This window comes from Streptomyces sp. B8-7 (assembly GCF_058833805.1).
On sequence record NZ_JBYRRL010000005.1, the window covers coordinates 210855 to 236589 of the forward strand.

A 25735-nucleotide genomic window follows, 5' to 3' on the forward strand; every position below is an offset into this window, starting at 1 on the left:
GAGAGATCCCTAGCCGTAGACGATCCGGCGCAGCTGCCGGAGCGTGAGCTCCGGCGGGGCCACCGCCCGGTATTTCAGGTCCGCCTCGATCCGTTCGAAGATCTCCGCGTTCAGCAGGCCCTGGGCCTGGAGCTCGCGGTGGCGGCGACGGACGAACTCCGCGGTCGTCTCGTCGAAGTAGGCGAGCACGTCCTGGACCACCCGCAGGGCCTCGCCCCGGTTCAGGGGCGTGGACCGCGTCAGATGATCGACCAGTTCGTCGTGCACCCGTAGATCCTGGAGCAGGGGAATCCTGTACGCAACAATCCTGCCCGATTTCGGGCAGGCGCCGCCTGGTGGGCGAGGTGATTCGTCACCTTCGAGGGAGGATCGCCCTGTTTTTCGCCCCGCTCTTCGTCGTGCGCTCGCCCCGTTCTTCGTCGTGCGGCCGTCGTCGTGCGGCTGTCAGGGTGCGGCTGTCAGGGTGCGGCTGTCGGGGTGCGGCCGTCGTCGTGCGGCTGTCGGGGTCTGGTCCGGCCGGACGGGACGGCGGGGTCGTGCGGCCGTCGGCTACTCCGCCTGCTCGCGGAGCTGTTCCTCGGTCAGGCCGCGCCGCCAGTAGCCGGTGAACGTGACCTGCCGGCGGTCCAGTCCGCGCTCGCGGACGAAGTGCCGGCGCAGCTCCCGCACCCGGCCCGCCTCTCCGGCGAGCCACACGTACGGCCGGGCCGCGGGCGGCAGCCCGGCCTGCCGGACCGCGTCGGGCACGGACGGGCCGGCCCAGTCGCCCGGGTCCCCGGCGGCGCTCACCAGCCAGGTCACCTCGGCGGCGGCCGGGGTGACGACCTGCTGGACGTCCCCGGGGTCCGCCACCTCCAGCCAGGCCCGCACGGGCAGGTGCGCGGGCAGGGTCTCCAGGCAGGCCAAAAGCGCGGGCAGTGCCGTCGTGTCGGCCCACATCAGCACCAGGTCGGTGCCCTCGGGCGGCCGGAACCGGATGGCCCGGTTGTCGGCGACGGCGGGCCCGAGGAGGACGACCCGGTCGCCGGGGCGCGCGGCGTGCGCCCAGCGGGAAGCCGGTCCGGCGGGGCCCGGGACGTCCGGCCGGACCCCGTGCAGGACGAAGTCGAGGTCGATCTCGTCCGGGTCCCGCCGCAGCGCGCGCAGCGTGTAGGACCGCATCACCGCCCGCTCCCCTTCGGGCAGGTCCCGCCAGGCCCGCCACCGGTCCGCGCCCTCCCCGGCCGGCACGGCCGGCACGCTCTGCCCGGGCCGGGGCAGGAAGAGGGACAGCGACTGGTCGCGCCCGTCGGAGCGGAAGTGCGCCAGGTCGTCGCCGGCGAAGGTGACGCGGAGCAGGGAGGGGCCGAGCGGCCGGGTCCTGACGACGTGCAGGGCGAAGAGGCGGAAGGCGTCGGCGTCGGCCGTACTCATCGGGGCTCCGGGGGGCGTGGGTGTCCGGGGTGGCCGGGGTGCGGGGCCGTGCAGGGGGCGGGCGGGTGCCCGCACCCGCGGTGTGCGCGGACGCCGCGGGTGCGGCCCCGGGCCGCGGGCCGGCTCAGCTGACCTTCCTGGCCGTCTCCAGTGCCTCGGCGAGGTTCTCCAGCAGCGGCACGCACTTGTCGTAGGAGAGGATCGGCTCCGGCGAGCGGGGGATGACCTGCCCGGCGCGCACCGCGGGCAGCTTCTTCCAGGTGCCTTCGGTGATGTCGTCGGGCTGGATCGTCGCGGAGCGGTCGTCCATCATGATGACGTCCGCGTCGTACTTGTCGGCGTTCTCCCAGCTGAGGTCCTCGTACCAGCCGCCGCCCTGGGCTTTCGCCCGCTCCGGCGGCTCGACCAGGTTCACGCCGAGGGCCTTGAAGTACTCCAGGTCCAGGGACAGGTTGGAGCCGGAGACGTAGAACAGGTCCTGGCTGGCGGAACCGGCCAGCACCCTGATGCCGGGCTTGGCCCTGGCGGCGGCCCGCAGACGCGCGGAGGCGTCCTCGAAGCGCTTCCTGGCGTCGGTGACCTCGGTGGAGGCCACGTCGCCGCCGAGGGTGCGGGCGAGTTCCAGCATCCGGGCGAGGGAGACGTCGAGCTTCCGGTCGTAGGCGGAGATCGCCACGCTCGGGGCGAGTCCGGCGATCTTGTCGGCGGACTCCTCGGGCACGTACCAGAGGGTGCCGTCCGCGTCGAACGTGGTGCTGACGAGGAGGTCGGGCGCGAGGGCCGCGTACCGCTCGACGTTGAACTGGCCCCAGACGTTGCCGAGTACCGTCACCTTGGTGACGTCCATGTCGCCGGCCTGGACGTCGGGCCGGCCGTCCTTCGTCGTGGTGGGGCCGAAGACACCCTTGACCGGGACGCCGTAGTCGTACAGCGCGGCGGCGACGCCGGTGAAGGCGACGATGGTCGCCGGGGCCTTCTCCAGCTTCACCGTCGTGCCGCGGTCGTCCTGGAACGTCCAGGGGCCGGAGGGGGCCCCGGTGTTCGTGCCGCCGCCCTTCGGGGCGTCCTGTGCGGCGTCCCCGGCGTCGCCGTCGCCGCAGGCCGCGAGGACGGCGGTGAGGCCGAGGGCGCCGCCGGCGGCCAGGACGCCGCGGCGGGTGAGACGGGTGGCACGGGTGTGGGGCATGGCGGTGGCTGCTTTCGGACGGGGCGGAGGCCGCTGGGCGTTCGGAAAGGTAGGTTAGCCTACCCTCACATGGCGCCCCGGAGGGGTGGGGTGCCCGCGCCGCCCGGGCCCGCCGCCCGCACCGGACTTCGCCCTTCCGGGCCGGAGGGCCGGCCGGGCGGACGCGGCGGGCGGTCCCGCCGCCGCGGCCCGGCCCTCCGGGGTTCCGCCCCACCGCGGGTCCGGGAGGGGCCCGCCTGCCGTCCCCGGACGCGGTGGGGCCGTCCGCGGACCGCTCAGCCCGCGAGCGAGGTCAGCCCCAGCTCCCGTGCGATCAGCATCCGCTGGACCTCGCTGGTGCCCTCGCCGATCTCCAGGATCTTGGAGTCGCGCCACATGCGGGCGACCGGGTACTCGTTCATGAAGCCGTAGCCGCCGTGGATCTGCGTCGCCTCGCGGGCGTTGTCCACCGCGACCGTGGAGGAGTACAGCTTCGCCAGCGCGGCCTCCTTCTTGAAGGGGGCCCCGGACACCAGGCGGGCGGCGGCGTCGCGCCAGGCGAGGCGGGCCGTGTGGGCCTTCATCTCCATGTCGGCGATCTTGAACTGGATCGCCTGGTTGGCGCCGATGGGCCGGCCGAAGGCGTGCCGCTCCCTGGCGTAGCGGACCGACTCGTCGACACAGCCCTGCGCGAGGCCGGTGGCGAGCGCGGCGATGGCGATGCGGCCCTCGTCGAGGATGCGCAGGAACTGGGCGTAGCCGCGGCCCTCGGCGCCGAGCAGGTTCGCGGCGGGCACGCGGACGTCCGCGAAGGACAGCTCGCGGGTGTCGGAGGCGTTCCAGCCGACCTTGGAGTACGGGGCGGCGACGGTGAAGCCGGGCGTGCCGGACGGGACGATGATCGCCGAGATGAGCGGCTTGCCGTCCGGCGTGCGGCCGGTGACGGCGGTGACCGTGACCAGGCCGGTGATGTCGGTGCCGGAGTTGGTGATGAAGCACTTGCTGCCGTTGATCACCCACTCGCCGGTGTCCGGGTCGAGCCGGGCCGTGGTCCGGGTGGCGCCCGCGTCGGAGCCGCCGTCCGGCTCGGTCAGCCCGAACGCGCCGAGCATCTCGCCCGAGCACAGCCGCGGCAGCCAGGTCCGCTTCTGCTCCTCGGTGCCGAACAGATGGACCGGCATGGCGCCGAGCGAGACGCCCGCCTCCAGGGTGATGGCGACGGAGGAGTCGACCCGGGCCAGTTCCTCCAGGGCCACGGCGAGCGCGAGGTAGTCGCCGCCCATGCCGCCGTACTCCTCGGGGAAGGGCAGCCCGAACAGGCCCATCCGGCCCATCTCGCGGACGATCTCGTAGGGGAACTCGTGCCGCTCGTAGAAGTCGCCGATCTTGGGCGCGACCACGTCGTGGGCGAACTCCTCGACCGTGCGGCGCAGTTCTTCCAGTTCGGGGGAGAGTCGGTAGTCCATGTCGTTCACTGCTCCTGGTGGGAGAGGGCTCTGACGGTGCGGGACGGGCTGGGTCGGCCCAGACGGCCGGCCATCCAGGCGCTTGTGGCGACGAGACGGCCGAGGTCGACGCCGGTGTCGATGCCGAGGCCCTGCAGCATCCACACCAGGTCTTCGGTGGCGAGGTTCCCGGTGGCGGACCGGGCGTACGGGCAGCCGCCGAGCCCTCCGGCGGAGGCGTCCACGGTGGTGACGCCGTGGACGAGCGCCGCATAGGTGTTGGCCAGTGCCTGGCCGTAGGTGTCGTGGAAGTGGACGCCGATCCGGTCGGTGCCCACCCCGGCCTCGTTCAGCGCGGTGAGGAGCGCGGTGACATGGCCGGGGGTGGCGACGCCGATGGTGTCGCCGAGGCTCAGCTCGTCGCACCCCATGCCGGTGAGCGCCGTGCACACCCGCACGACCTGGGCGATGGGGACCGGTCCCGCCCAGGGGTCGCCGAAGCACATCGACAGGTAGCCGCGCACCTGGCCGCCCTCCGCCTTCGCCCGTGCGACCACCGGTTCGAACATGGCGAGCGCCTCGTCGACGGTGCGGTTGAGGTTGGCGCGGGCGAAGGTCTCGGTGGCGCTGGCGAACACCGCGACCCGGCGCGCGCCGAGGGCGAGCGCGCGGTCCAGGCCGCGCTCGTTGGGGACGAGGACGGGCAGGGCGACGGTGTCCCCGAGGCCGCGGACCATCGGGAACAGCTGCTCGGCGTCCGCGAGCTGGGGCACCCACCTGGGGTGGACGAAGCTCGTCGCCTCGATCGTGGTCAGGCCGGCCTCGGCCAGCCGGTGGATGAACTCCGCCTTGACCTCGGTGGGCACGGTCGCCTGCTCGTTCTGCAGGCCGTCGCGCGCCCCGACCTCGTGGATGCGTACCCGGGTGGGCAGGCCGGGGGCCGGGACGGCCGTCGGAAGCCCGAGCTCCGTCATGCGCCCGCCTCCTCGTCGCGCGGTGTGCTGCGGGGCGAGGAGACGGCCATCCCGTCGGGCGTCTCGCCCAGGGCCGCGGCAGGCGTCGGGTCCGCTGTCCCGTCCGCTGTCCCACCCGGTGTCCCACCCGGTGTCCCGTCCGGTGCCTCCAGGGGGGCGATCACCGCGAGGACCTGGTCCATGGCGACCGTCGTGCCGGGCCCGACGTCGAGCTCGGCCACGGTGCCGGCGTGCGGGGCGGAGATGACGTGCTCCATCTTCATCGCCTCCACCACCAGCAGGCTCTGACCGGCCGTCACCTCGTCGCCGACGGCGACCTTCACCACGGTGACGGTGCCGGGCATGGGCGCGGTCAGCGAGTCGCCGCCGGCGTGGGCCGCGCGGTCCAGCGCGGCCTCGACGGGGTCGTGGTCGAGCACCTGCCAGGCGTCGCCGTCCCGCCCCAGCCAGCTGCCGTCCGCCAGCGCGGCGAAGGTGTGGGTCAGGCCGTCGAGCCGGAGGGTGAACCGGGGTGCGGCTCCCGGCCCCGGGGGCGGCCCGGCGGCCGCCCGCAGCGGTGTGTCCGCGCCGGGCAGCAGCACCTCGCTCTCCCCGCCGGGGGCGGGCCGCACCCGCACCGTCACCGGTTCGTGGCCCGGCACCCGCAGGTGGTACGGCGTCCAGGCCGGCTCTCCGCCGAGCCGCCAGCCGTCCCCGGCGGCGAACGGGTCCCGCCAGCCGCCGGCGGCCCCGGGGGCGCGGGCCGCCCGGCGCAGCAGCGCCGCGGCCGCGTACAGCTCCACGGGCACCACGTCCGCGACGAGCCCGTCCGCCCGCCCGGCCTCCCGCTCGACCAGCCCGGTGTCCAGGTCGCCGGAGACGACCGCCGGGTCGGCGAGCAGCCGCCGCAGGAACCCGGCGTTGGTCCGCACGCCCAGGGTGACGGTGCCGGCCAGCGCGGCCCGCAGCCGGCGCAGTGCGCTCGCGCGGTCGGGCCCGTGGGCGACGACCTTCGACAGCATCGGGTCGTAGAGGCTGCCGACCTCGGTGCCCTCGCTGAGCCCGGAGTCGGTGCGTACGCCGTCGCCCTCCGGCTCGGCCAGGGCGAGCACCCGGCCGCCGGAGGGCAGGAAGCCGCGCGCGGGGTCCTCGGCGCAGACGCGGGCCTCGACGGCGTGCCCGGTGAGCCGGACGTCGTCCTGGGTGAAGCCGAGGGGCTCGCCGGCGGCCACCCGCAGCTGCCACTCCACCAGGTCCAGTCCGGTGATCAGCTCGGTGACCGGGTGCTCCACCTGCAGGCGGGTGTTCATCTCCATGAAGCAGTAGGCCGAGGGGTCGCCGCCGGGCACGATGAACTCCACGGTGCCCGCGCCCCGGTAGCCGCAGGAGCGGGCCGCCTGCACGGCCGCCTCGCCCATCGCGGCGCGGGTGGCCTCGTCGAGGAGGACCGAGGGCGCCTCCTCGATGATCTTCTGGTGGCGGCGCTGCAGGGAGCACTCGCGCTCGCCGAGGTGCACCACGTGTCCGTGGCCGTCCGCCAGGACCTGGATCTCGATGTGCCGGGGCCGGTCGATCCAGCGCTCCACCAGCAGGGTGTCGTCGCCGAAGGAGGCGCGGGCCTCGCGGCGGGCGGCCGCGATCTCGTCGTCCAGCACGGTCAGGTCGCGCACCAGCCGCATGCCCTTGCCGCCGCCGCCCGCGCTCGGCTTGAGCAGCACGGGCGCGCCGAGCCCGCGGGCCGCCTCGGCGAGGCCGGGGTCGCGGCCGCCGGGCACCACGGGCACCCCGGCGGCCTGCACGGTCTCCTTGGCGCGGATCTTGTCGCCCATCAGCGCGATCGCGTCCGCGGGCGGCCCGACGAACACCAGCCCCGCCTCGGCGCAGGCCCGCGCGAAGGCGGCGTTCTCGGCGAGGAAGCCGTAGCCGGGGTGGACGGCCTGGGCGCCGGTGCGGGCGGCGGCGTCCAGCAGCCGCTCCGCCGACAGATAGCTCTCGGCGGCGGGCGCCGGACCGATCCGTACGGCCGTGTCGGCCTCCCGGACGTGCCGTGCGTCGGCGTCGGCGTCGGAGAAGACCGCCACCGAGCGCACGCCCAGCCGGCGCAGCGTCCGGACGACCCGGACGGCGATTTCTCCGCGGTTGGCCACGAGTACGGTGTCGAACATCGTCGTCATGTCCCTCACATCCGGAAGACGCCGAACCGCGGCGCCGTGGGGTCCTTCTCGGGCAGGGGCGCGTTCGCGCAGGCGGTCAGCGCCAGCCCCAGCACCTGCCGGGTCTCCAGCGGGTCGATGACCCCGTCGTCCCACAGCCGTGCGGTCGCGTAGTAGGCGTTGCCCTGGCGCTCGTACTGCTCGCGCACCGGCGCCCGGAAGGCCTCCTCCTCCGCGGCGGGCCAGGTCTCGCCGCGGGCCTCCAACTGGTCCCGCTTGACGGTCGCGAGGACCGAGGCGGCCTGCTCGCCGCCCATCACGGAGATCTTGGCGTTGGGCCACATCCACAGGAAGCGGGGGGAGTAGGCGCGGCCGCACATCGAGTAGTTCCCGGCGCCGTAGGAGCCGCCGACCACCACGGTCAGCTTGGGCACCCGGGTGCACGCCACGGCCGTCACCATCTTGGCGCCGTGCTTGGCGATGCCGCCCGCCTCGTAGTCCCGGCCGACCATGAAGCCGGAGATGTTCTGCAGGAACAGCAGCGGGATGCCGCGCTGGTCGCACAGCTCGATGAAGTGCGCGCCCTTCTGGGCGGACTCGGCGAACAGGATGCCGTTGTTGCCGACGATGCCGACCGGATGGCCGTGGATCCGGGCGAAGCCGGTGACCAGGGTCTGCCCGAACTCGGCCTTGAACTCCGCGAACCGGGAGCCGTCGGTGATCCGGGCGATGATCTCGCGGACGTCGTAGGGGGTGCGGGAGTCCACCGGTACGGCGCCGTACAGCCCGTGCGGGTCGGCCTTCGGCTCGGCGGCCGGGCGCACCTCCCAGGGCAGCGGCCCGCGCGCGGGCAGGGTGTCGACGATGGTGCGCACGATCCGCAGGGCGTGCGCGTCGTCCTCCGCGAGGTGGTCGGTGACGCCGGACACCCGGGAGTGCACCTCGCCGCCGCCGAGCTCCTCGGCGGTGACCACCTCGCCGGTGGCGGCCTTCACCAGCGGCGGCCCGCCGAGGAAGATGGTGCCCTGGCCGCGGACGATGACCGCCTCGTCGCTCATGGCCGGGACGTACGCCCCGCCGGCCGTGCACGACCCGAGGACGGCGGCGATCTGCGGGATGCCGGCGCCGGACAGCCGGGCCTGGTTGTAGAAGATCCGGCCGAAGTGCTCGCGGTCGGGGAACACCTCGTCCTGCATCGGCAGGAACGCGCCGCCGGAGTCGACCAGGTACACGCACGGCAGGCGGTTCTCCAGCGCCACCTCCTGGGCGCGCAGGTGCTTCTTCACCGTCATCGGGTAGTAGGTGCCGCCCTTGACCGTGGCGTCGTTGGCGACGATCACGCAGCTGCGGCCGCCGACCCGGCCGATGCCGGCGATCACACCGGCCGCCGGGGCCTGGCCGTCGTACATCCCGTCGGCCGCGAGCGGCGCAAGCTCCAGGAACGGCGAGCCGGGGTCGAGCAGGGTGTCCACCCGGTCGCGCGGCAGCAGCTTGCCGCGTGCGGTGTGCCGCGCCCGCGCCTTCTCGCCGCCGCCGAGGCGGGCCGCGGCCAGCTTGCCGCGCAGCTCCGCCACGAGCGCCCGGTGGGCCTCCTCGTTGGCCCGAAAGGCCTCCGACGCGGGATCGACCGCGCTGTGAAGCTCCGGTGCCTCTTCCATCCTGCGGATCCCCTCACCCTTGTTAATGAGCGTTAACGCATTTCCTACAGGTTAACGACCGCTAACCTCCCTGTCTAGAATCGATCGCATGGCCACCAGAACCGACGCCCCGACCCGCCGCGAGCAGATCCTCAAGGAGGCCGCCCGGCTGTTCGCCGAACGCGGCTTCCACGGGGTCGGCGTGGACGAGATAGGTGCCGCGGTCGGCATCAGCGGACCGGGCCTGTACCGGCACTTCGCGGGCAAGGACGCGATGCTCGCCGAGCTGCTCGTGGGCATCAGTGGCCGGCTGCTGACCGGGGCGAAGCGCCGGGTCGCCGAGGCGGACGGGGCGCCCGCCGCCGGGCTGCTGGACTCCCTGATCGAGGGGCACATCGACTTCGCCCTCGACGACCGCCCCCTGATCACGCTGCACGACCGCGAGCTGGACCGGCTCCGCGACAGCGACCGCAAGCTGGTCCGCCAGCTCCAGCGGCAGTACGTCGAGCTCTGGGTCGGGGTGGTCCGGGAGGTGTACCCGGGGCTGGCCGAGCCGGCCGCCCGCTCGGCCGTGCACTCCGTCTTCGGCCTGCTGAACTCCACCCCGCACCTGGGCCGGCCGGGCTCCCTGCCGGGCCGGGGCGTCACGGCGGAGCTGCTGCACCGCATGGCCCGCGGGGCGTTCGCCGCGGCGGAGGGGCCGGCCGCCGCCGGCTCCCCGTCCGCCGGGCCGCCGGCGCCGTCCGCGTGACGCGGGTTACGGGCGCGTGCCTCTGGACGCTCTCCCTACCGGCCGGTACGGTAGATGAGCAAGCGCTTAGCCATACGGTTTCCGCGGTCGCCCTCGGCGGCCGCCGGAACCCGCGGCGGGCAACCAGGTAGGCGAGAGCGGCGCCGGTCCAGGCGCGGAGGAGGGCGGCGGCGTGCGCCGTACGGTGTTCAACGAGGATCACGAGGCGTTCCGGGAGACCCTTCGCGCCTTCATCGAGGCCGAGGTCGTCCCCGTCTACGACGACTGGTTCGCCGCCGGCCAGGCGCCGCGCGAGTTCTACCACCAGCTCGGCGAGCTGGGCATCTTCGGCATCAACGTGCCGGAGGAGTTCGGCGGCGCCGGCCTGGACAGCCACAAGTTCGAGGCCGTCCTCTACGAGGAGACCGCCCGCGCGGGCGTCCAGTTCGGCGGCTCCGGCGTGCACGTGCTGCTCGCCCTGCCCTACATCAAGATGCTGGCCACCGACGAGCAGAAGAAGCGCTACCTGCCGAAGTTCGTCTCCGGCGAGGAGATGTGGGCCATCGCGATGACCGAGCCGGGCACCGGCTCCGACCTCGCGGGCATGAAGACCACCGCCCGGCTCTCCGAGGACGGCACGCACTACGTCCTCAACGGCGCCAAGACCTTCATCACCGGCGGCGTGCACGCCGACAAGGTCATCGTCTGCGCCCGCACCTCCGCCCCCCGCGAGGACGACCGCCGCTTCGGCATCTCCCTGTTCGCGGTGGACACGAAGTCCGAGGGCTACTCGGTCGGCCGCAAGCTGGACAAGCTGGGTCTGCGCACCTCCGACACCGCCGAGCTGGCCTTCGTGGACGTCAAGGTGCCGGTCGAGGACCTCCTCGGCGAGGAGAACAAGGGCTTCTCCTACCTCGGACACAACCTGGCCTCCGAGCGCTGGGGCATCGCCTTCGGCGCCTACGCCCAGGCCAAGGCCGCCGTCCGGTTCGCCAAGCAGTACGTCCAGGAGCGCACCGTCTTCGGCAAGCCGGTCGCCCACTTCCAGAACACCAAGTTCGAGCTGGCCGCCTGCCAGGCCGAGGTGGACGCCGCCGAGGCCGTCGCCGACCGCGCCACCGAGGCCCTGGACGCCGGCGAGCTGACGCCCGCCGAGGCCGCCTCCGCCAAGCTGTTCTGCACCGAGGTCGCGCACCGCGTCATCGACCGCTGCCTCCAGCTGCACGGCGGCTACGGCTACATGAACGAGTACCCGATCGCCCGCCTGTACGCCGACAACCGCGTCAACCGCATCTACGGCGGCACCAGCGAGATCATGAAGTCGATCATCGCCAAGGACATGGGCCTCTAGGCAGCGGCAGCCGGCAGGTACCCACCGACCCATGAGCCAGGCACTCCAGGATCTCCTCGACCTGCTCGACCTGGAGCAGATCGAGGAGAACATCTTCCGCGGCCAGTCGCGGCCCTCCGTCGTCCCCCGGGTGTTCGGCGGCCAGGTCGCGGCCCAGGCGATGGTCGCCGCCGGGCGCACGGTCCCCGCCGACCGGACCGCCCACTCGCTCCACGCGTACTTCCTGCGCATGGGCGACCCCGGCGCGCCCATCGTCTACGACGTCGAACGCGTCCGCGACGGCCGTTCCTTCACCACCCGCCGTACGGTCGCGGTGCAGCACGGCAGGCCGATCTTCGTGCTGTCGGCGTCGTTCCAGACGCACGAGGAGGGCCTGGACCACCAGGCCCCCATGCCGGCCGCGCCCGACCCGGCGACCCTGCCGACCCCGCACGACCGGCTGCGCGTCTACGACCACCTCGACCCGCGGGTCGTCGAGCACTTCCTCGCCGCCCGCGAGGCCATCGACCTGCGGTACGTCGACGAACCCCCGTACGGGCGGTACGGGCAGCCCCGCGAACCGCACTCCCAGGTGTGGTTCCGCACCAACGGCAAGCTCAGCGGGGCGCTCGACGTACCGCTGCTGCACATCGTGCTCGCCACCTACGTCTCCGACATGACCCTGCTCGACTCGGTGCTGCTCGCGCACGGCCGGGGCGGCTGGGCGGTCGGCGACGTCGTGGGGGCGTCACTGGACCACGCCATGTGGTTCCACCGGCCGTTCCGCGCCGACGAGTGGCTCCTGTACGACCAGGAGTCCCCGTCGGCGTCCGGCGGGCGCGGCCTCGGCCAGGCCCGCATCTACACCCAGGACGGCCGCCTCGCCGTCTCGGTCATCCAGGAGGGCGTCGTCCGAGTACCCCGGTGACCGGCGCCCGGCGCCGTGGGCGCGCCCCGGCGCCCTCCGGCCCGCCCCGGGCGGGCCGGGCGAGGTCCCCCGCCGTGCGGCGGCGCCCCGGAGGGGGCGCGGGGCCGCGCGGCCGGCCGGGACGCTGCCGCGGCCGGCCGACGTCACACCGCACACCGCCGCACTCCCGGCGGAACGCTCAGACCAGCCCGGCCTGCGCCAGCAGGTACGCCGTCATCGGGTCGTAGTGGCGCGGGCTGGTCACGTGGTCGTCCAGCGGGACCGTCACCTGCACGGTGCCCTCCGCCTCGGCGAGGAACAGGGCGGGGTCGTTGCAGTCGGCGTACCCGACCGCGTCGACACCGAGCTGCCCGGCGCAGCCCGCCCAGCCGTGGTCGGCGACCACCAGGTCCGGCAGCGGGCGGCCCTCGCGCTCCAGCCCGGTCAGGACGGCCCGCATCGGCTCGCCCGAGTGGGTGTGCCACAGGGTGGCGCCGTGCTCCAGCACCGTGACGTCCGCGAACTGCATCACATAGCCCTCGTCGGTCTGCAGGCCGTCGGGCACGACGACGATCTCGCAGCCGGCCGCGCGCAGCGCCGCCGCGGTCGCCCGGTGCACGTCCAGCAGCCCGCCGGGGTGGCCGGTGGCGAACAGCACCCGCTGCCGGTCCTCCGCCGCCTTGCGCAGCCGGGCGGCCAGCCGCTCCAGCGCGTCGGCCGTCAGCTCCGGGTCGATGGTGTCCTGCCCGTACCGGTACTCCGGGTCGTCGTTGACCCCGCAGCGCTCCGCCATCACCGCGAGCACGTCCTGCTCGTCGGTCCAGCGGTCGCCCAGCTCCAGGCCGAGCCAGAAGTTGCGGACGCCGTTGGCCAGCTGGCGGTAGTGGGAGAGGTTGTTCTCGCGCGGTGTGGCGACGTCGCCCGCGATACGGGTCCTGACGAGGTGTTCGACGAGCTCGGCGCGGCTGGGAGTCCCGGATATCGGCATGGTCCCCATTGTGGGGCAGACCTCCCCGCCGCTCCCGGCCGTCCTGCCCGCTGGGACGTGTGTCACTGCGTGGGCCCCGGCCTCTGACACCGGCCTTGGGCAGTGGCTCCGGCCCCGGGCGCGGCCCCGGCCCCGGCCCCGGGCCTGGCTCCAGCTCCGGCTCCGGCTCCGGGCCTGGCTCCGGCTCCGGCTCCGGGCCTGGCTCCGGCTCCGGCTCCGGGCCTGGCTCCGGCTCCGGCCGCGGCCCCGGGCCTGGCTCCGGCTCCGGCCCTGGCTCCGGCTCCGGCCCTGGCCCCGGCCGCGGCCCTGGCCCCGGCCGCGGCCCTGGCCCCGGCCGCGGCCCTGGCCCCGGCCGCGGCCCCGGGCCTGGCTCCGGCCCCGGCTCCGGCTTCGGCTCCGGGCCTGGGGCCGCGGCCGACCGGACCGGGGCCGCTGTCCGGGGCTGTGGTCGTCCTCGCCCGCGGGAGCCCGGCGGTCCTGATCCGTCGTCGTCGCCGTGCCGTCGCCGTGCCGCCGCCGTCGCGGTGGTCCCCGGCGGTGCCCGGTCGTCCCCGGTGGTTCCCCGCCGTGCCCGGCGCCCGTGTGTACGGCCCGTGCCGTGCGGGCCGCCCTGCCGCGGGCCCGCCCCGGGTACCCGGTCCCGCCGTGGCACCGGGCCGTGGGGCCGCTGTCACCCGTGGCGCAGGGCGAACCACAGCTCCATGCGGACGTCGGGGTCGTCCAGGTCGGCCGCCAGCAGGGCCGCGCAGCGGGAGATGCGCTGGCGCACGGTGTTGCGGTGGACGGACAGAGCGACCGCGGTGCGGTCCCAGCTGCCGTGCAGGGACAGCCAGGCCCGCAGCGTCTCCACCAGCTCGGGGCGGTCCGCGAGCGGGGCCAGCAGCGTGGCGGCGTGCGCCTCGGCGTCCGCGTCCGGCACCAGCTCCGCGAGGCCCGGACGGGCCGCGCCGTGCCGGACCAGGGCGGTGCGGGTGGCGCGGGCCCGGGCCAGGGCGCGGCCCGCCTGCGCATCGGCGGCCGGCCATCGCTCCGGTCCGACGGGGGCGCTCACCCCGAGCGTCCACCCCGGCAGCGGCTCCGCGTCCCGCGTCCCCGGCAGCAGCACCCGGACCACACCGTCCCCCGGACCTCCCCCGTGTCCCGCGTCCGCCACGTCGATCAGCGCCGAACCCAGCGCCGCCCCCAGCCCCGACGCGGCCACCGGGCCGGGCGCGGCGGGCCCGTCCGGCCGGGCGTGCACCACCCGCCACGGCCCGGCCCCCAGCAGCGGCGCCACCTCGGCGGGCGGCGTCCCCAGCAGCAGCCGGACCAGCGCCGAGGAGCGGGCCGCGCCCGAGCCGCTCTGCTGCTCGCCGGTCAGCAGCGACAGCAGCACCGCCGCGACCGAGGCGACGGTGTGGTCGCCGGGGTCGCGGCGGGGCGCCGCCACGGCGAGCACGAAGCCGCGCCCCGCGCCGAGCGCGTAGGCGGTGAGGTGGGCGCCGGCCACCGTGTCGCTGGCGCTCGCCCGGGCCCGGTCGGCGACCAGCGCGGCCAGCCCGGCGAGCGCCTCGTCCGCGGCGGCCGAGGGGGCCCGCCCCGCCGCCGCGACCTCCGTGCCGTCCGGCCCGTACAGCGCCGCCCTGCCGCCCGCCCGCCGGGCCAGCTGCCGCAGCACCGAGGGAACCGGGTCCGGGCGGGCCGCGGCGGCCGCCAGCGCCTGCTGGGCCTGCGCCACCCGCCGCAGCTCGGCCGTGCGGGCCCGTGCCATCAGCTGCCACACCGCGCGGGCCACCCCGGAGAACGTGGTCCGCGGCGGCACCAGCAGCAGCGGCAGCCCGTGCCGGTCGCAGGCCGCGAGCAGGGCGTCCGGCACCCTGTCGTGGACCGGGGCGAGCCCGAACCCCAGTGCCGCGCCGCCCGCGGCGACGATCCGCGAGACGTAGGCGTCGCAGTGCGCGTCCGCCTCCGCGCCCCGGGGGATGTGCGCGCCCGCCGACAGCAGCAGCTCGCCGCCCAGCAGATACGGGTACGGGTCGGCCATCTCGGAGGCGTGCGCCCAGTGGACGGCCGTGCCGGGGTCCCCCGGACCGGCGATCCTGCGCAGCCCGAGGTCCTCCCGGGCGAGCAGCGCGCTCAGCGGTACCGGAGGCGTGGGAGGCGCGGTGAGCGCGGCCGGCTCGGTCATGATGTGCGTTTCCTCCATATCGGTCCGTGCCGATGGAGGAAACGTACACTTCGCAGCCGGGCTCCGGCCACCTACTGTCGGTCGAGCGCGTCCGGCCGGGCCAGGAAGCGGGGCCCGGCGGAGCTCCCGGAGCCGGGTCGCCGCGGCAGCCCCGGACCCGCCCCCGCGGCCCGCCCGCCCGTCCGGCGCGTACACCGCGGGGCCGTGGGGGCGCCCGCCCGGTCGCGGCCGGGCGGCCCGGGTGATGGTCCGGGGGTGGCCGTGGACTCCGGTCCAGGACTCCGGTCCAGGACTCCGGCCCCGGACTCCGGCCCAGGGGCTCCGCCCCGGGGCGGAGCCCCTGGGCTGCCGCCCCCGGGCTCCGGGTGCGGACGCCGGCCCGGCCGTCGCCCGGCCGCCCCGGGGCGTGGCGGGCCCGGCCGCCACCACGCCCCCAGGGCGTCAGTAGAGTCATACGGAAAGCAGTGCATAGCAGTGCATAGCAGTGCACAGCGGTACATGGCCGAGCAGAACGGCGCATGGACGGCTGCACGCAGGAAGAAGGCATGTGACATGAGCAGCAACGAGACGCCCCGCGGGCCGGTCGACTCCTCCCGGATCCCGCGGTACGCCGGCCCGGCCACCTTCGCCCGGCTGCCCCGCCTGGACGAGGTCGGCACCGCCGACGTCGCCGTGGTGGGCGTGCCGTTCGACTCCGGCGTCTCGTACCGGCCCGGTGCCCGCTTCGGCGGCAACGCCATCCGGGAGGCGTCCCGGCTGCTGCGCCCCTACAACCCGGCGCAGGACGCCTCCCCGTTCGCGCTGGCCCAGGTCGCGGACGGCGGTGACATCGCCGTGAACCCGTTCAACATCAACGAGGCGGTGGAGACGGTCGAGGCCGCGGCCGACGACCTGCTCGCCACCGGCGCCCGCCTGATGACCCTCGGCGGCGACCACACCATCGCGCTGCCGCTGCTGCGCTCGACGGCAAGGAAGCACGGCCCGGTCGCCCTGCTGCACTTCGACGCGCACCTGGACACCTGGGACACCTACTTCGGCGCCGAGTACACCCACGGCACGCCGTTCCGCCGCGCCGTGGAGGAGGGCATCCTCGACACCTCCGCCCTCTCCCACGTCGGCACGCGCGGCCCGCTGTACGGCAAGCAGGACCTGACGGACGACGAGAAGATGGGCTTCGGCATCGTCACCTCGGCCGACGTCTACCGCCGCGGCGCCGACGAGGTCGCCGACCAGCTGCGCCAGCGCATCGGGGACCGCCCGCTGTACATCTCCATCGACATCGACTGCCTGGACCCGGCGCACGCCCCCGGCACCGGCACCCCCGAGGCCGGCGGCATGACCTCCCGCGAGCTCCTGGAGATCCTGCGCGGGCTCGCGTCCTGCAACCTGGTCTCCGCCGACGTGGTGGAGGTCGCCCCGGCCTACGATCACGCGGAGATCACGTCGGTGGCCGCGTCCCACACGGCGTACGAACTGACCACCATCATGAGCCGCCAGATCGCCGCGGCCCGGAAGGGGACCGAAGCCAAGTGACCCACGACCACGACCTGGTGCTCCGGCCGACGCAGGCGCAGACCGCGGCGGCGCTGGATCCGCCGGCCGGCCGCACCGGCGGGGACCTGGTCGTGGAGACCCTGGCCGGGCTGGGCGCGACGACCGTCTTCGGCCTGCCCGGCCAGCACGCCCTGGGTCTGTTCGACGCGGTGGGCCGCTCCGACCTGCGGTACGTGGGACTGCGGGTGGAGAACAACGCCGGCTTCGCCGCCGACGCCTACGGCCGGGTCACCGGCGAGGCGGCCCCGCTGCTGCTGTCGACCGGCCCCGGCGCGCTGACCTCGCTGGCCGCGCTGCAGGAGGCGGCGGCCGCCTCCGCGCCGGTGCTGGCGATCGCCAGCCAGGTCCCGGTGGCGGGCCTGGGCGGCGGCCGCCGCGGCTACCTGCACGAACTGCCCGACCAGGCGGCCTCGTTCCGGGGCGTGGTCAAGTCCGTGCACCAGGTCCGCACCCAGTCCCAGATCCCCTCCGCCGTGGCCGCGGCGTGGAAGTCGGCGCTGAGCGCGCCGCACGGCCCGGTGTGGGTGGAGATCCCGCAGGACGTGCTGCTGGCGCCGGCCGCGCTGCCGGTGGTGACCGGCGTGGACGCCACCCCGGAGGAGCTGGTGCCGCGGGTGGAGCTGACGGCGCTGGCGGCGCATCTGCTGGCCTCCGCGTCCCGGCCGGCGGTCGTGGCGGGCGGCGGTGTCGTCCGCGCGGACGCCTCCGGCAAGCTGAGGAAGCTGGCGGAGCGGCTGCGGGCCCCGGTGGTGACCACCTTCGGCGGCAAGGGCGCCTTCCCCTGGGAGCACCCGCTGTCCCTCCAGTCCTGGCTGGAGGACCGCCACATGACGGACTTCCTGGAGGACGCCGACGTCCTGCTGGTGGTCGGCTCGGGGCTGGGCGAACTGTCCTCCAACTACCACACCTTCCGTCCGCGCGGCCGCGTCGTGCAGATCGAGGCCGACCTCGGCAAGCTGGAGTCCAACCACCCGGCCCTCGGCATCCACGCCGATGCCCGCCTCGCGCTCCAGGCCCTGCTGGAGACCGTTCCGGAGCGGGCCGACGACACGGCCGAGGAGCGGGTGCGCGAGGTCCTGGCCCGGGTGCGCGGGCGTATCGACGCGCAGGAACTGACCCTGGAGCGGCAGGTGCTGGCGTCCGTCCGCAGGGCGCTGCCGGCCGGCTCCCCGTCCTTCTGGGACATGACGATCCTGGCCTACTGGGCGTGGTCGGCGTTCGACCCGATGGGTCCCAACCACATGCACTCCGCGCAGGGTTCCGGCGGCCTCGGCTACGGGCTGCCCGCGGCGCTGGGCGCCGCCGTGGCCGACCCCACCCGCCCGGTCCTCGCGGTGTCCGGTGACGGCGGTGCGCTCTACTCGGTCGCCGAGCTGGCCACCGCCCGTCAGTACGGTCTCGACGTCACCTGGCTGATCGTCGACGACGGCGGCTACGGCATCCTGCGCGAGTACATGACGGACGCGTTCGGCCGGGTGACGGGCACGGAGCTGGCCCGGCCGGACTTCGTGGCCCTCGCCGAGTCCTTCGGGGTGCCGGGTGTCCGCAGCGGCCCCGGGTCCCTGGAGGCCGACCTGGCGCGGGCCCTGGCCGAGCCGGGGCCCTCGGTGGTGGTGCTGCCGGCGGTGCTGCGGATGTTCGCGCCCACCCATCTGGGCTGAGCGCGGGTCCGGAGCGGCGGCCGGGCAGGTCCTCCCCGGCCGGGCGCGGCCACCGGATCCGCGGGCCGGGCCGGTCCACCGGCCCACCGGCCCACCGGTCCACCGGCCCGGCGGCCGGGGCGCGGGCGGGCGGGCGGGCGACCGGACCTCGGGTCCGCTGCCCGCCCCGGTCGCCGTGCCCGGGTCGCCCGGGTCGCTCCGCTCAGGCCGCCGGGGTCCGGGCGGACCCCGGTCCGGGCGGAGCCGCCCGCCCGGACCGGGCGCCCCGGGCCGGGCGCCCCCGCGGTCCGGCCGGGCGCGCGCGGTCCGGGCCGGCGCGCGGTGGGGCGGTGGCCCCGGCGCGCTGCTACCAGATCGCCTCGACCCATTCCGGGTGGTCGACGAACGGGTTGCGGTTGTGCTGGTAGGAGTCGTAGATCAGCTGGTTGCGGCGCTCCTCGAAGGCGTCCGGCGGGTCCTGCTCGTTCCACTGCTTGAGCACGGACAGCCGGCCCATGCAGGGGGCGCTGCCGTTGTTCACGTAGTTGTTGGGCTCCAGGTCGGGCCGGCCGTCGTCGCCCTCGTAGCGCACGGCCATGTAGAGGATCATGCGGGCCACGTCGCCCTTGACCGCGTCGCGCGGCTCGAAGGAGTCGGAGTCGACGCGGCTGCCGCCGCTGTTGGTGAAGGTGCTGCCGCCGTCGTCGAAGTCCAGGTTGCCGCGGCGGGAGTTGACCTGGACGTCGGCGGGGCGCAGGTGGTGCAGGTCGGTGCCGGGGCCGGTGGAGGTGCCGAAGTCCCCGTGCGACTTGGCCCACACGTGCTCGCGGTTCCAGTCGCCGACGCTGCCGCCGTTGAGGGACTTGCTGCGGGATATGCCCGAGTACAGCAGAATCACGTGGCCGCTGTCGTCCGGGTCCTGGTCGGTGACCTTCAGCGCGTCCCACACGGCGGAGTAGGAGAGCGCCGTCTGGCTGCTGATGATGGTGTGCAGGGACGCCTTGAGGCTGGTGCCGGTCTTGCCGGCCGCGTTCTTGTAGTAGGTGGAGTCGTACGCCGTCGTGGTGGCGGCGGCCGGGGTCGCGCTCAGGGTGGGGGCCGTCAGGCCGGCCAGGAGCGCGGCGGCGAGAGCCGCCGGCTTCCAGCGGCGTACACGTGATGTCGGCATGTGGGGTCCGATCTACGCGGGTTGATGAGTGCGGCAACGGGAGAGTGGCACGCACATGTGCACGATGGGGTGAACGAATGATGTCCGGTGCATGACAGCTCCACACGCGGCCGGGGCCACCGACCCGGCAGAGCCCGGCCGCCGTCGCCCCGCCGTCGTCCCTCCGGGCCCCGTCGCCCCGCCGTCGTCCCTCCGGGCCCCGTCGCCCCGCCGTCGCCCCTCCGGGCCCCGTCGCCCCGCCGTCGCCCTTCCGGGCCCGTCGCCACCGCCCCAGCCGGCGCCCCGACCTCGCCCGACGCAGGAACGTCACCCCCGCGGCGGGATGAAATCGGCCGCCGACGGCGTTGGAGCCTTGCGGAAGATCAGGCCGAGGGGAAGGCACCGCGTGGAACCGCAACGGGGATGGGCACGGAGACTGGCGGGCCACGCCTGGCGCTACCCGGGGGACGTCGTCCTGGCCCTGGCCTCCTCGCTGCTCGGCATGGCCGTGATGGCCGTGGTCCCCCTGATCACCAAGGTGATCATCGACGACGTCATCGGCGCCCGCACCCGGGACATGGCCCCCTGGGCGGCCGGCCTCGTGGCCGCGGCTCTCGTCGTGTACGCCCTGACCTACGTGCGCCGCTACTACGGCGGCCGGCTCGCCCTCGACGTCCAGCACGACCTGCGCACCGAGATGTTCGAGACGATCACCCGCCTCGACGGGCGCCGCCAGGACGAGCTGTCCACCGGCCAGGTCGTCGGCCGCGCCACCAGCGACCTCCAGCTGATCCAGAGCCTGCTGTTCATGCTGCCGATGACCATCGGCAACTTCGCCCTCTTCGCCATCTCCCTGGTCGTGATGGCCTGGCTCTCCCTCCCGCTCACGCTGGTCGCGGTCGCCGTCGCGCCCGCGCTGTGGTGGATCGCCCGCCGCAGCCGCACCCGGCTGCACCCCGCCACCTGGTACGCCCAGGCCCAGGCCGCAGCCGTGGCCGGGGTGGTCGACGGCGCCGTGAGCGGCGTCCGCGTGGTGAAGGGATTCGGGCAGGAGGAGCAGGAGACCGGCAAGCTGCGCGAGGTCGGGCGGAAGCTGTTCGCCGGGCGGCTGCGGACCATCCGCCTCAACAGCCGCTACACCCCGGCCCTCCAGGCCGTCCCGGCCCTCGGCCAGGTCGCCATGCTCGCCCTCGGCGGCTGGCTGGCGGTCCGCGGCGACATCACCCTCGGCACCTTCGTCGCCTTCTCCACCTACCTCGCCCAGCTCGTCGGCCCGGTCCGCATGCTGGCCATGGTCCTCACCGTCGCCCAGCAGGCCCGCGCCGGCACCGAGCGGGTCCTGGAGCTGATCGACACCGAGCCGGTCCTGCGGGACGGCACCAGAAAGCTGCCCGCCGACGCACCCGCCACCGTCGAGTTCGACGACGTCTCCTTCGGCTACGACGAGGAGCGGCCCGTGCTGCGCGGGCTGTCCTTCGAGATCCGCCCCGGCGAGACCCTCGCCGTCGTCGGCTCCTCAGGCTCCGGCAAGTCCACCGTCTCCCTGCTGCTGCCGCGCTTCTACGACGTCACGCACGGCGCCGTCCTGATCGGCGGGCACGACGTGCGCGAGCTGACCCAGGACTCGCTGCGGGCCGCGATCGGCCTGGTGCCCGAGGACTCCTTCCTCTTCTCCGACACCGTCCGCGCCAACATCGCCTACGGCCGCCCCGACGCCACCGACGAGCAGATCGAGCAGGCCGCCCGCACCGCCCAGGCCGACGGCTTCATCACCGAGCTGCCCGACGGCTACGCCACCAGGGTCGGCGAGCACGGTCTGACCCTGTCCGGCGGACAGCGCCAGCGCATCGCCCTCGCCCGCGCCCTGCTCACCGACCCCCGGCTGCTCGTCCTCGACGACGCCACCTCCGCCGTCGACGCCCGCGTCGAGCACGAGATCCACGAGGCGCTCAAGGCCGTCATGCGGGGCCGCACCACCCTGCTGATCGCCCACCGCCGCTCCACCCTGAACCTCGCCGACCGCATCGCCGTCCTCGACGCCGGCCGGCTCGCCGACCTCGGCACCCACGAGGAGCTCCAGCGGCGCTCCGCGCTCTACCGCCGCCTGCTCACCGACGCCGAGGAGCTCGGCGGCGTCTCCCCGGGCCACACCCCGGCCGGCGGCTCCACCGGGGACACCGGTCCGGCCGCCGTACCCGCCGGTCTCACGCCCGACGGCTACGCCCGCGACTGGCAGGGCGCCGGACCGGCCGCCCGGTTCGGTGGCGACCTCGACCCCCGGTACGACGGTGAGTTCGACACCGAGCGCGGCATCACCCCCCGCCTGTGGGCCGGGGACCGCGAGCCCCGCGACGCCGCGTTCGCCGGCACCCCGGCCACACCCGAGCTGCTCGCCCGGGTCGCGGCGCTGCCCCCCGCCGCCGACACCCCCGAGGTCGACGAGGCGCACGCCACCCGCCCCGAGGTGCGGTACGGCCTGCGCAGGCTGCTGCACGGCTTCGGGCTCCCGCTGCTGATCAGCCTCGGCCTGGTCGCCATGGACGCGGGCATGGGCCTGCTGCTGCCCGTGCTGATCCGGCACGGCATCGACAGCGGCGTCAGCCGGGCCGCGCTGGGCGCCGTCTGGGCCGCCTCCCTGGTCGCCCTGCTCGCCGTACTCGCCCAGTGGGCCGCGCAGACCGCCGAGACCCGGATGACCGGCCGGACCGGCGAACGCGTGCTGTACGCGCTGCGGCTGAAGATCTTCGCCCAGCTCCAGCGGCTCGGCCTCGACTACTACGAGCGCGAGCTGACCGGCCGCATCATGACCCGGATGACCACCGACGTCGACGCCCTGTCCACGTTCCTCCAGACCGGCCTGGTCACCGCGTTCGTCTCGGTCGTCACCTTCTTCGGCATCATGGTCGCCCTGCTGGTGATCGACCTCCAGCTCGCCCTCGTCGTGTTCGCGACCCTGCCGCTGCTGGCCGTCGCCACGTACTACTTCCGCCGCGCGAGCGTGAAGGCGTACGAACTCGCCCGCGAGCGCGTGTCGGTGGTCAACGCGGAGCTGCAGGAGACCGTGGCCGGGCTGCGCATCGTGCAGGCCTTCAGGCGTGAGCCGGCCGGAGTGCGGCACTTCGCCGAGCGCAGCGACGACTACCGGCGGGCGCGCGTGCACGGCCAGTGGCTGATCTCCGTGTACTTCCCGTTCGTGCAGCTCCTGGCCGCCGGAGCGGCCGCCGCCGTCCTCGTCACCGGCTCCGGCCGGGTCGCCGCGGCCACCCTGACCACCGGCGCCCTGGTCGCCTACCTGCTGTACATCGACCTGTTCTTCGCACCCGTCCAGCAGCTGTCCCAGGTCTTCGACGGCTACCAGCAGGCGTCCGTCTCCCTGGGCCGCATCCAGGAGCTGCTCCGCGAACCGGCCTCCACCCGGCCCGCCGACGAGCCCCGTCCGGTGCGCTCCCTGCGCGGTGACATCGCCTTCGAGGGCGTGGACTTCGCCTACCGCACCGCAGACGGTCCGGAGGCCGCCCTCCACGGCGTCGACCTGCGCATCCCGGCCGGGCAGACCGTCGCCTTCGTCGGCGAGACCGGCGCCGGGAAGTCGACGCTGGTCAAGCTGGTCGCCCGGTTCTACGACCCGACCCGCGGACGCGTCACCGTCGACGGCACCGACCTGCGCGACCTGGACCTCACCGCCTACCGGCACCGGCTGGGCGTCGTGCCGCAGGAGGCCTACCTCTTCCCCGGCACCGTCCGCGACGCCATCGCCTACGGCCGCCCGGACGCGAGCGACGCCGAGGTGGAGGCGGCCGCCCGTGCGGTCGGTGCCCACGAGATGATCGCCACGCTGGAGGGCGGCTACCTGCACCAGGTCGCCGAGCGCGGCCGCAACCTCTCCGCCGGGCAGCGCCAGCTGATCGCGCTCGCCCGCGCCGAACTGGTCGACCCCGACGTCCTGCTGCTCGACGAGGCGACCGCCGCGCTCGACCTGGCCACCGAGGCGCAGGTCAACCAGGCCACCGACCGGCTCACCGGGCGGCGCACCACCCTCGTCGTCGCGCACCGGCTGACCACCGCCGCCCGCGCGGACCGGGTGGTCGTCATGGACCACGGGCAGGTCGCCGAGGACGGCACCCACGAGGAACTGCTGGCCCGCGGCGGACGCTACGCCCGGCTGTGGGCGACCTTCGTCGGCGAGCCGGTCACCACGGCGGGCTGACGGGGCCGCCCGGCCGCCACGGCGGCCGGGCTCCGGGCGGTCCGGGGCCGGGCGGTCCGGTGGGGCCGGGCCTGGGGGCGGCCTGCGGCCCGGGGCGGCCGGCGCGACCGGCCACGCAACCGTCCGGCCCCCGCCCCGCGTCCGTACCTCAGGACGGCGCGGGTCTGGCGGGGCGGAAGGGACGACGACGGTGGACAGGAGCGCGATACGCAGGCGGCTCGCCGTGGGCACAGCCGTGCTGGCCGCGTCCGGACTGCTGGCGGTCGGCGCACCGGGCGCCGCCCACGCGGCCGCGGCCGGCACCTGCCACGGCCGCAAGGTCCGCACGCTGTCCTTCTCCACGGGCGCCGTGCACCTCTACAAGAGCGGCGGCCTGGTGTGCGCCGTCACCCGCGCCAGGCATCCCGGCCCGCGCCGCTGGATGAGTGTGAGCGTGCAGGCGCGCGGCCTGCGTGCCGCGCACCGGGAGGGCGCGCGCACCAGCCGCATCGGACCGGTGGACACCTACGCCGGGCAGCGCTGCGTCCGCGTCAAGGGCTCCCGCGGCAGCGGCTCGGTCAGCTCCGGCTGGATCCTGTGCTGAGCGCGCCCCGCCCGCCCCGATGACGTCTTCCGGCCGCAGGTGTGCGCAACAGCCCCTGGTGTGAACGGAGTTGCTCCGATAGCTTCCGGCGCACATCTGTTTCACAGGGAGGGTGCATGCGCAAGGCGCTCAGATGGCTGCTCGCGCTCGCCGTGCTCATCGGCACGCTGAGCACGGCCGGAGCCGCCACCGCGGCCCAGCCTAAGGCCACGGTCACCACCGACATCAAGGACCGCCTGCTCTCCGTACCGGGCATGAGCCTGGTCGAGGAGAAGCCCTACACCGGCTACCGGTTCTTCGTCCTGGAGTACACCCAGCCGGTGGACCACCGGCGGCCGTGGAAGGGCACGTTCCAGCAGCGGATCACCGTCCTGCACAAGGACGTCGACCGCCCCACCGTCTTCTACACCGGCGGCTACTTCGTCTCCACCACGCCCAGCCGCCGCGAGCCGACCCAGATCGTGGACGGCAACCAGATCTCCATGGAGTACCGCTACTTCACCCCGTCCCGGCCGTCCCCGGCCGACTGGAGCAAGCTGGACATCTGGCAGGCCGCCAGCGACCAGCACCGCATCTTCAGGGCGCTCAAGCCCCTGTACCGCAAGAACTGGATCTCCACCGGCGGCTCCAAGGGCGGCATGACCGCGACCTACTACGAGCGCTTCTACCCGCGCGACATGGACGGCGTCGTCGCCTACGTCGCCCCCAACGACGTGGTCGACAAGGAGGACTCCGCCTACGACCGCTTCTTCGCCTCCGTCGGCACCGAGGAGTGCCGCGACCGGCTGAACGCCGTCCAGCGCGAGGCGCTCGTGCGCCGCGAGCCGCTGGAGGCGAGGTACGCGGCCTACGCCGCCGACCACGGCTACACCTTCACCACCGTCGGCAGCCTCGACCGCGCCTACGAGGCCGTGGTGCTCGACTACGTGTGGGGCTTCTGGCAGTACAGCCTGCTCTCCGACTGCGACACCATCCCCGGGGACGCCGCACACGCCACCGACGACGAGATCTGGGACTCGGTCGACGCGATCTCCGGGTTCTCCTTCTACACCGACCAGGGCCTGGAGCCGTACACGCCGTACTACTACCAGGCGGGCACCCAGCTGGGCGCGCCCACCATCGGCTTCCCGCACATCGAGCGGAAGTACCTGCGCTACGGCTACCAGCCGCCGCGGAACTTCGTGCCCCGGGACATCCCGATGACCTTCCAGCCGCGCGCCATGCGGGACGTGGACTCCTGGGTGCGGCACCACGCCCACCACATGATGTTCGTCTACGGCGAGAACGACCCGTGGGGCGCGGAGCGCTTCCGCCTCGGCCGGCACGCCCGTGACTCCTACGTCTTCACCGCGCCCGGCGCCAACCACGGCGCCCGCGTCGCCGGCCTGGCCGAGGACCAGAGGGACCTCGCCACGGCCCGGATCCTCCAGTGGGCGGGCGTCGCCCCCGCCGCGGTCCGGGCGGATCCGTCGTCGGCCCGGCCGCTCGCCGCGTACGACGCCAAGCTGGACCGGCGGATGCCGGACCGCGGCCCGCGCCGCTGACCCCCGCAGGGCCGTCCGGCCCGTCCGGGCCCGGCACCGCCGGCCCCCGCCGCACCGCCGTCCGGGCGGCGGGCGGGGGCCGGCGCGGCGCGTCCGGCGGCCCGGTCCCGCCCGCCGTCCGGGCCGCCCGGCGCGGCGACGCCCCGGTGCGGTCCGGCGGCCCGGCGTCCGG

General features: G+C 74.9%; 18 protein-coding genes. 8 read left to right on the forward strand and 10 right to left on the reverse strand.

The genetic code is table 11. From position 1 onward, the window contains the following. Positions 1–9: 9 nt before the first annotated feature. The 7 genes from AC5K6T_RS25205 to AC5K6T_RS25235 form a co-directional block, all read right to left on the reverse strand. On the reverse strand, positions 10–267 hold the full coding sequence (locus AC5K6T_RS25205; protein WP_493212489.1) for a hypothetical protein: 258 nt from the start codon (positions 265–267) through the stop codon (positions 10–12). A 282-nt stretch (positions 268–549) separates the two neighbouring features. Continuing rightward, positions 550–1413 (reverse strand): siderophore-interacting protein, encoded by an 864-nt coding sequence (locus tag AC5K6T_RS25210; protein ID WP_493212490.1) that lies wholly within the window; start codon positions 1411–1413, stop codon positions 550–552. Positions 1414–1537: 124 nt separating this feature from the next. Further along, a complete protein-coding gene (locus tag AC5K6T_RS25215; protein ID WP_493212492.1) occupies positions 1538–2599 on the reverse strand; it encodes an ABC transporter substrate-binding protein in 1062 nt (353 codons plus the stop codon). A gap of 275 nt (positions 2600–2874) precedes the next feature. Further along, a complete protein-coding gene (locus AC5K6T_RS25220) occupies positions 2875–4044 on the reverse strand; it encodes an acyl-CoA dehydrogenase family protein (protein WP_493212494.1) in 1170 nt (389 codons plus the stop codon). A gap of 5 nt (positions 4045–4049) precedes the next feature. Further along, positions 4050–4997: a hydroxymethylglutaryl-CoA lyase gene (locus AC5K6T_RS25225; RefSeq protein ID WP_493212496.1), complete on the reverse strand. Its 948-nt coding sequence runs from the start codon at positions 4995–4997 to the stop codon at positions 4050–4052. Further along, entirely contained in the window at positions 4994–7141 is a 2148-nt protein-coding gene (locus tag AC5K6T_RS25230; protein ID WP_493213461.1) for an acetyl/propionyl/methylcrotonyl-CoA carboxylase subunit alpha, read from the reverse strand. The genes AC5K6T_RS25225 and AC5K6T_RS25230 overlap by 4 nt, the downstream gene beginning before the upstream one ends. Before the next feature lie 14 nt (positions 7142–7155). Further along, the gene (locus tag AC5K6T_RS25235) at positions 7156–8787 is read right to left on the reverse strand and encodes a carboxyl transferase domain-containing protein (RefSeq protein WP_493212498.1); all 1632 of its coding nucleotides are present in this window, start codon (positions 8785–8787) and stop codon (positions 7156–7158) included. Positions 8788–8875: 88 nt separating this feature from the next. Between AC5K6T_RS25235 and AC5K6T_RS25240 the strand changes: the two genes are divergently transcribed. The 3 genes from AC5K6T_RS25240 (at position 8876) to AC5K6T_RS25250 (ending at position 11754) form a co-directional block, all read left to right on the forward strand. Further along, a complete protein-coding gene (locus AC5K6T_RS25240; RefSeq protein ID WP_493212500.1) occupies positions 8876–9517 on the forward strand; it encodes an SACE_7040 family transcriptional regulator in 642 nt (213 codons plus the stop codon). A gap of 172 nt (positions 9518–9689) precedes the next feature. Then, a complete protein-coding gene (locus AC5K6T_RS25245) occupies positions 9690–10847 on the forward strand; it encodes an acyl-CoA dehydrogenase family protein (RefSeq protein ID WP_493212501.1) in 1158 nt (385 codons plus the stop codon). 31 nt (positions 10848–10878) lie between these two features. Next, the gene (locus AC5K6T_RS25250) at positions 10879–11754 is read left to right on the forward strand and encodes an acyl-CoA thioesterase (protein WP_493212503.1); all 876 of its coding nucleotides are present in this window, start codon (positions 10879–10881) and stop codon (positions 11752–11754) included. A 178-nt stretch (positions 11755–11932) separates the two neighbouring features. Here the strand turns inward: AC5K6T_RS25250 and AC5K6T_RS25255 are convergent, their stop codons facing one another. Together AC5K6T_RS25255 and AC5K6T_RS25260 are read right to left on the reverse strand one after the other, a co-directional pair. Further along, on the reverse strand, positions 11933–12721 hold the full coding sequence (locus AC5K6T_RS25255; protein ID WP_493212505.1) for a phosphatase: 789 nt from the start codon (positions 12719–12721) through the stop codon (positions 11933–11935). 670 nt (positions 12722–13391) lie between these two features. Beyond that, complete coding sequence (locus AC5K6T_RS25260; RefSeq protein WP_493212507.1) at positions 13392–14888, reverse strand: PucR family transcriptional regulator ligand-binding domain-containing protein; 1497 nt, start codon at positions 14886–14888, stop codon at positions 13392–13394. 552 nt (positions 14889–15440) lie between these two features. Between AC5K6T_RS25260 and speB the strand changes: the two genes are divergently transcribed. Both speB and AC5K6T_RS25270 read left to right on the forward strand, forming a co-directional pair. Next, entirely contained in the window at positions 15441–16421 is a 981-nt protein-coding gene (gene speB / locus AC5K6T_RS25265; RefSeq protein ID WP_493212509.1) for an agmatinase, read from the forward strand. Then, on the forward strand, positions 16418–18103 hold the full coding sequence (locus tag AC5K6T_RS25270; protein WP_493212511.1) for a thiamine pyrophosphate-binding protein: 1686 nt from the start codon (positions 16418–16420) through the stop codon (positions 18101–18103). Before speB ends, AC5K6T_RS25270 begins: the two co-directional genes overlap by 4 nt. Before the next feature lie 346 nt (positions 18104–18449). Here the strand turns inward: AC5K6T_RS25270 and AC5K6T_RS25275 are convergent, their stop codons facing one another. Next, positions 18450–19250, reverse strand: coding sequence for an endonuclease I family protein (locus tag AC5K6T_RS25275; protein WP_493212512.1), 801 nt, complete (start codon positions 19248–19250; stop codon positions 18450–18452). A gap of 385 nt (positions 19251–19635) precedes the next feature. Between AC5K6T_RS25275 and AC5K6T_RS25280 the strand changes: the two genes are divergently transcribed. The 3 genes from AC5K6T_RS25280 to AC5K6T_RS25290 all read left to right on the forward strand — a co-directional run bounded on the left by AC5K6T_RS25280 (position 19636) and on the right by AC5K6T_RS25290 (position 25563). Then, entirely contained in the window at positions 19636–23436 is a 3801-nt protein-coding gene (locus AC5K6T_RS25280) for an ABC transporter ATP-binding protein (RefSeq protein ID WP_493212514.1), read from the forward strand. Positions 23437–23626: 190 nt separating this feature from the next. Then, on the forward strand, positions 23627–24019 hold the full coding sequence (locus AC5K6T_RS25285; RefSeq protein WP_493212516.1) for a hypothetical protein: 393 nt from the start codon (positions 23627–23629) through the stop codon (positions 24017–24019). A gap of 116 nt (positions 24020–24135) precedes the next feature. After that, on the forward strand, positions 24136–25563 hold the full coding sequence (locus tag AC5K6T_RS25290; RefSeq protein WP_493212517.1) for a S28 family serine protease: 1428 nt from the start codon (positions 24136–24138) through the stop codon (positions 25561–25563). The last annotated feature ends 172 nt before the right edge of the window (positions 25564–25735 follow it).

What these genes read in the sequence shown, in the direction of transcription:
- AC5K6T_RS25210 (WP_493212490.1), bottom strand. Translation starts at nt 1,413, where the DNA reads ATGAGTACGGCCGACGCCGACGCCTTCCGCCTCTTCGCCCTGCACGTC.
- AC5K6T_RS25215 (WP_493212492.1), bottom strand. Translation starts at nt 2,599, where the DNA reads ATGCCCCACACCCGTGCCACCCGTCTCACCCGCCGCGGCGTCCTGGCC.
- AC5K6T_RS25220 (WP_493212494.1), bottom strand. Translation starts at nt 4,044, where the DNA reads ATGGACTACCGACTCTCCCCCGAACTGGAAGAACTGCGCCGCACGGTC.
- AC5K6T_RS25225 (WP_493212496.1), bottom strand. Translation starts at nt 4,997, where the DNA reads ATGACGGAGCTCGGGCTTCCGACGGCCGTCCCGGCCCCCGGCCTGCCC.
- AC5K6T_RS25230 (WP_493213461.1), bottom strand. Translation starts at nt 7,141, where the DNA reads ATGTTCGACACCGTACTCGTGGCCAACCGCGGAGAAATCGCCGTCCGG.
- AC5K6T_RS25235 (WP_493212498.1), bottom strand. Translation starts at nt 8,787, where the DNA reads ATGGAAGAGGCACCGGAGCTTCACAGCGCGGTCGATCCCGCGTCGGAG.
- AC5K6T_RS25240 (WP_493212500.1), top strand. Translation starts at nt 8,876, where the DNA reads ATGGCCACCAGAACCGACGCCCCGACCCGCCGCGAGCAGATCCTCAAG.
- AC5K6T_RS25250 (WP_493212503.1), top strand. Translation starts at nt 10,879, where the DNA reads ATGAGCCAGGCACTCCAGGATCTCCTCGACCTGCTCGACCTGGAGCAG.
- AC5K6T_RS25255 (WP_493212505.1), bottom strand. Translation starts at nt 12,721, where the DNA reads ATGCCGATATCCGGGACTCCCAGCCGCGCCGAGCTCGTCGAACACCTC.
- AC5K6T_RS25260 (WP_493212507.1), bottom strand. Translation starts at nt 14,888, where the DNA reads ATGACCGAGCCGGCCGCGCTCACCGCGCCTCCCACGCCTCCGGTACCG.
- speB (WP_493212509.1), top strand. Translation starts at nt 15,441, where the DNA reads ATGAGCAGCAACGAGACGCCCCGCGGGCCGGTCGACTCCTCCCGGATC.
- AC5K6T_RS25275 (WP_493212512.1), bottom strand. Translation starts at nt 19,250, where the DNA reads ATGCCGACATCACGTGTACGCCGCTGGAAGCCGGCGGCTCTCGCCGCC.
- AC5K6T_RS25290 (WP_493212517.1), top strand. Translation starts at nt 24,136, where the DNA reads ATGCGCAAGGCGCTCAGATGGCTGCTCGCGCTCGCCGTGCTCATCGGC.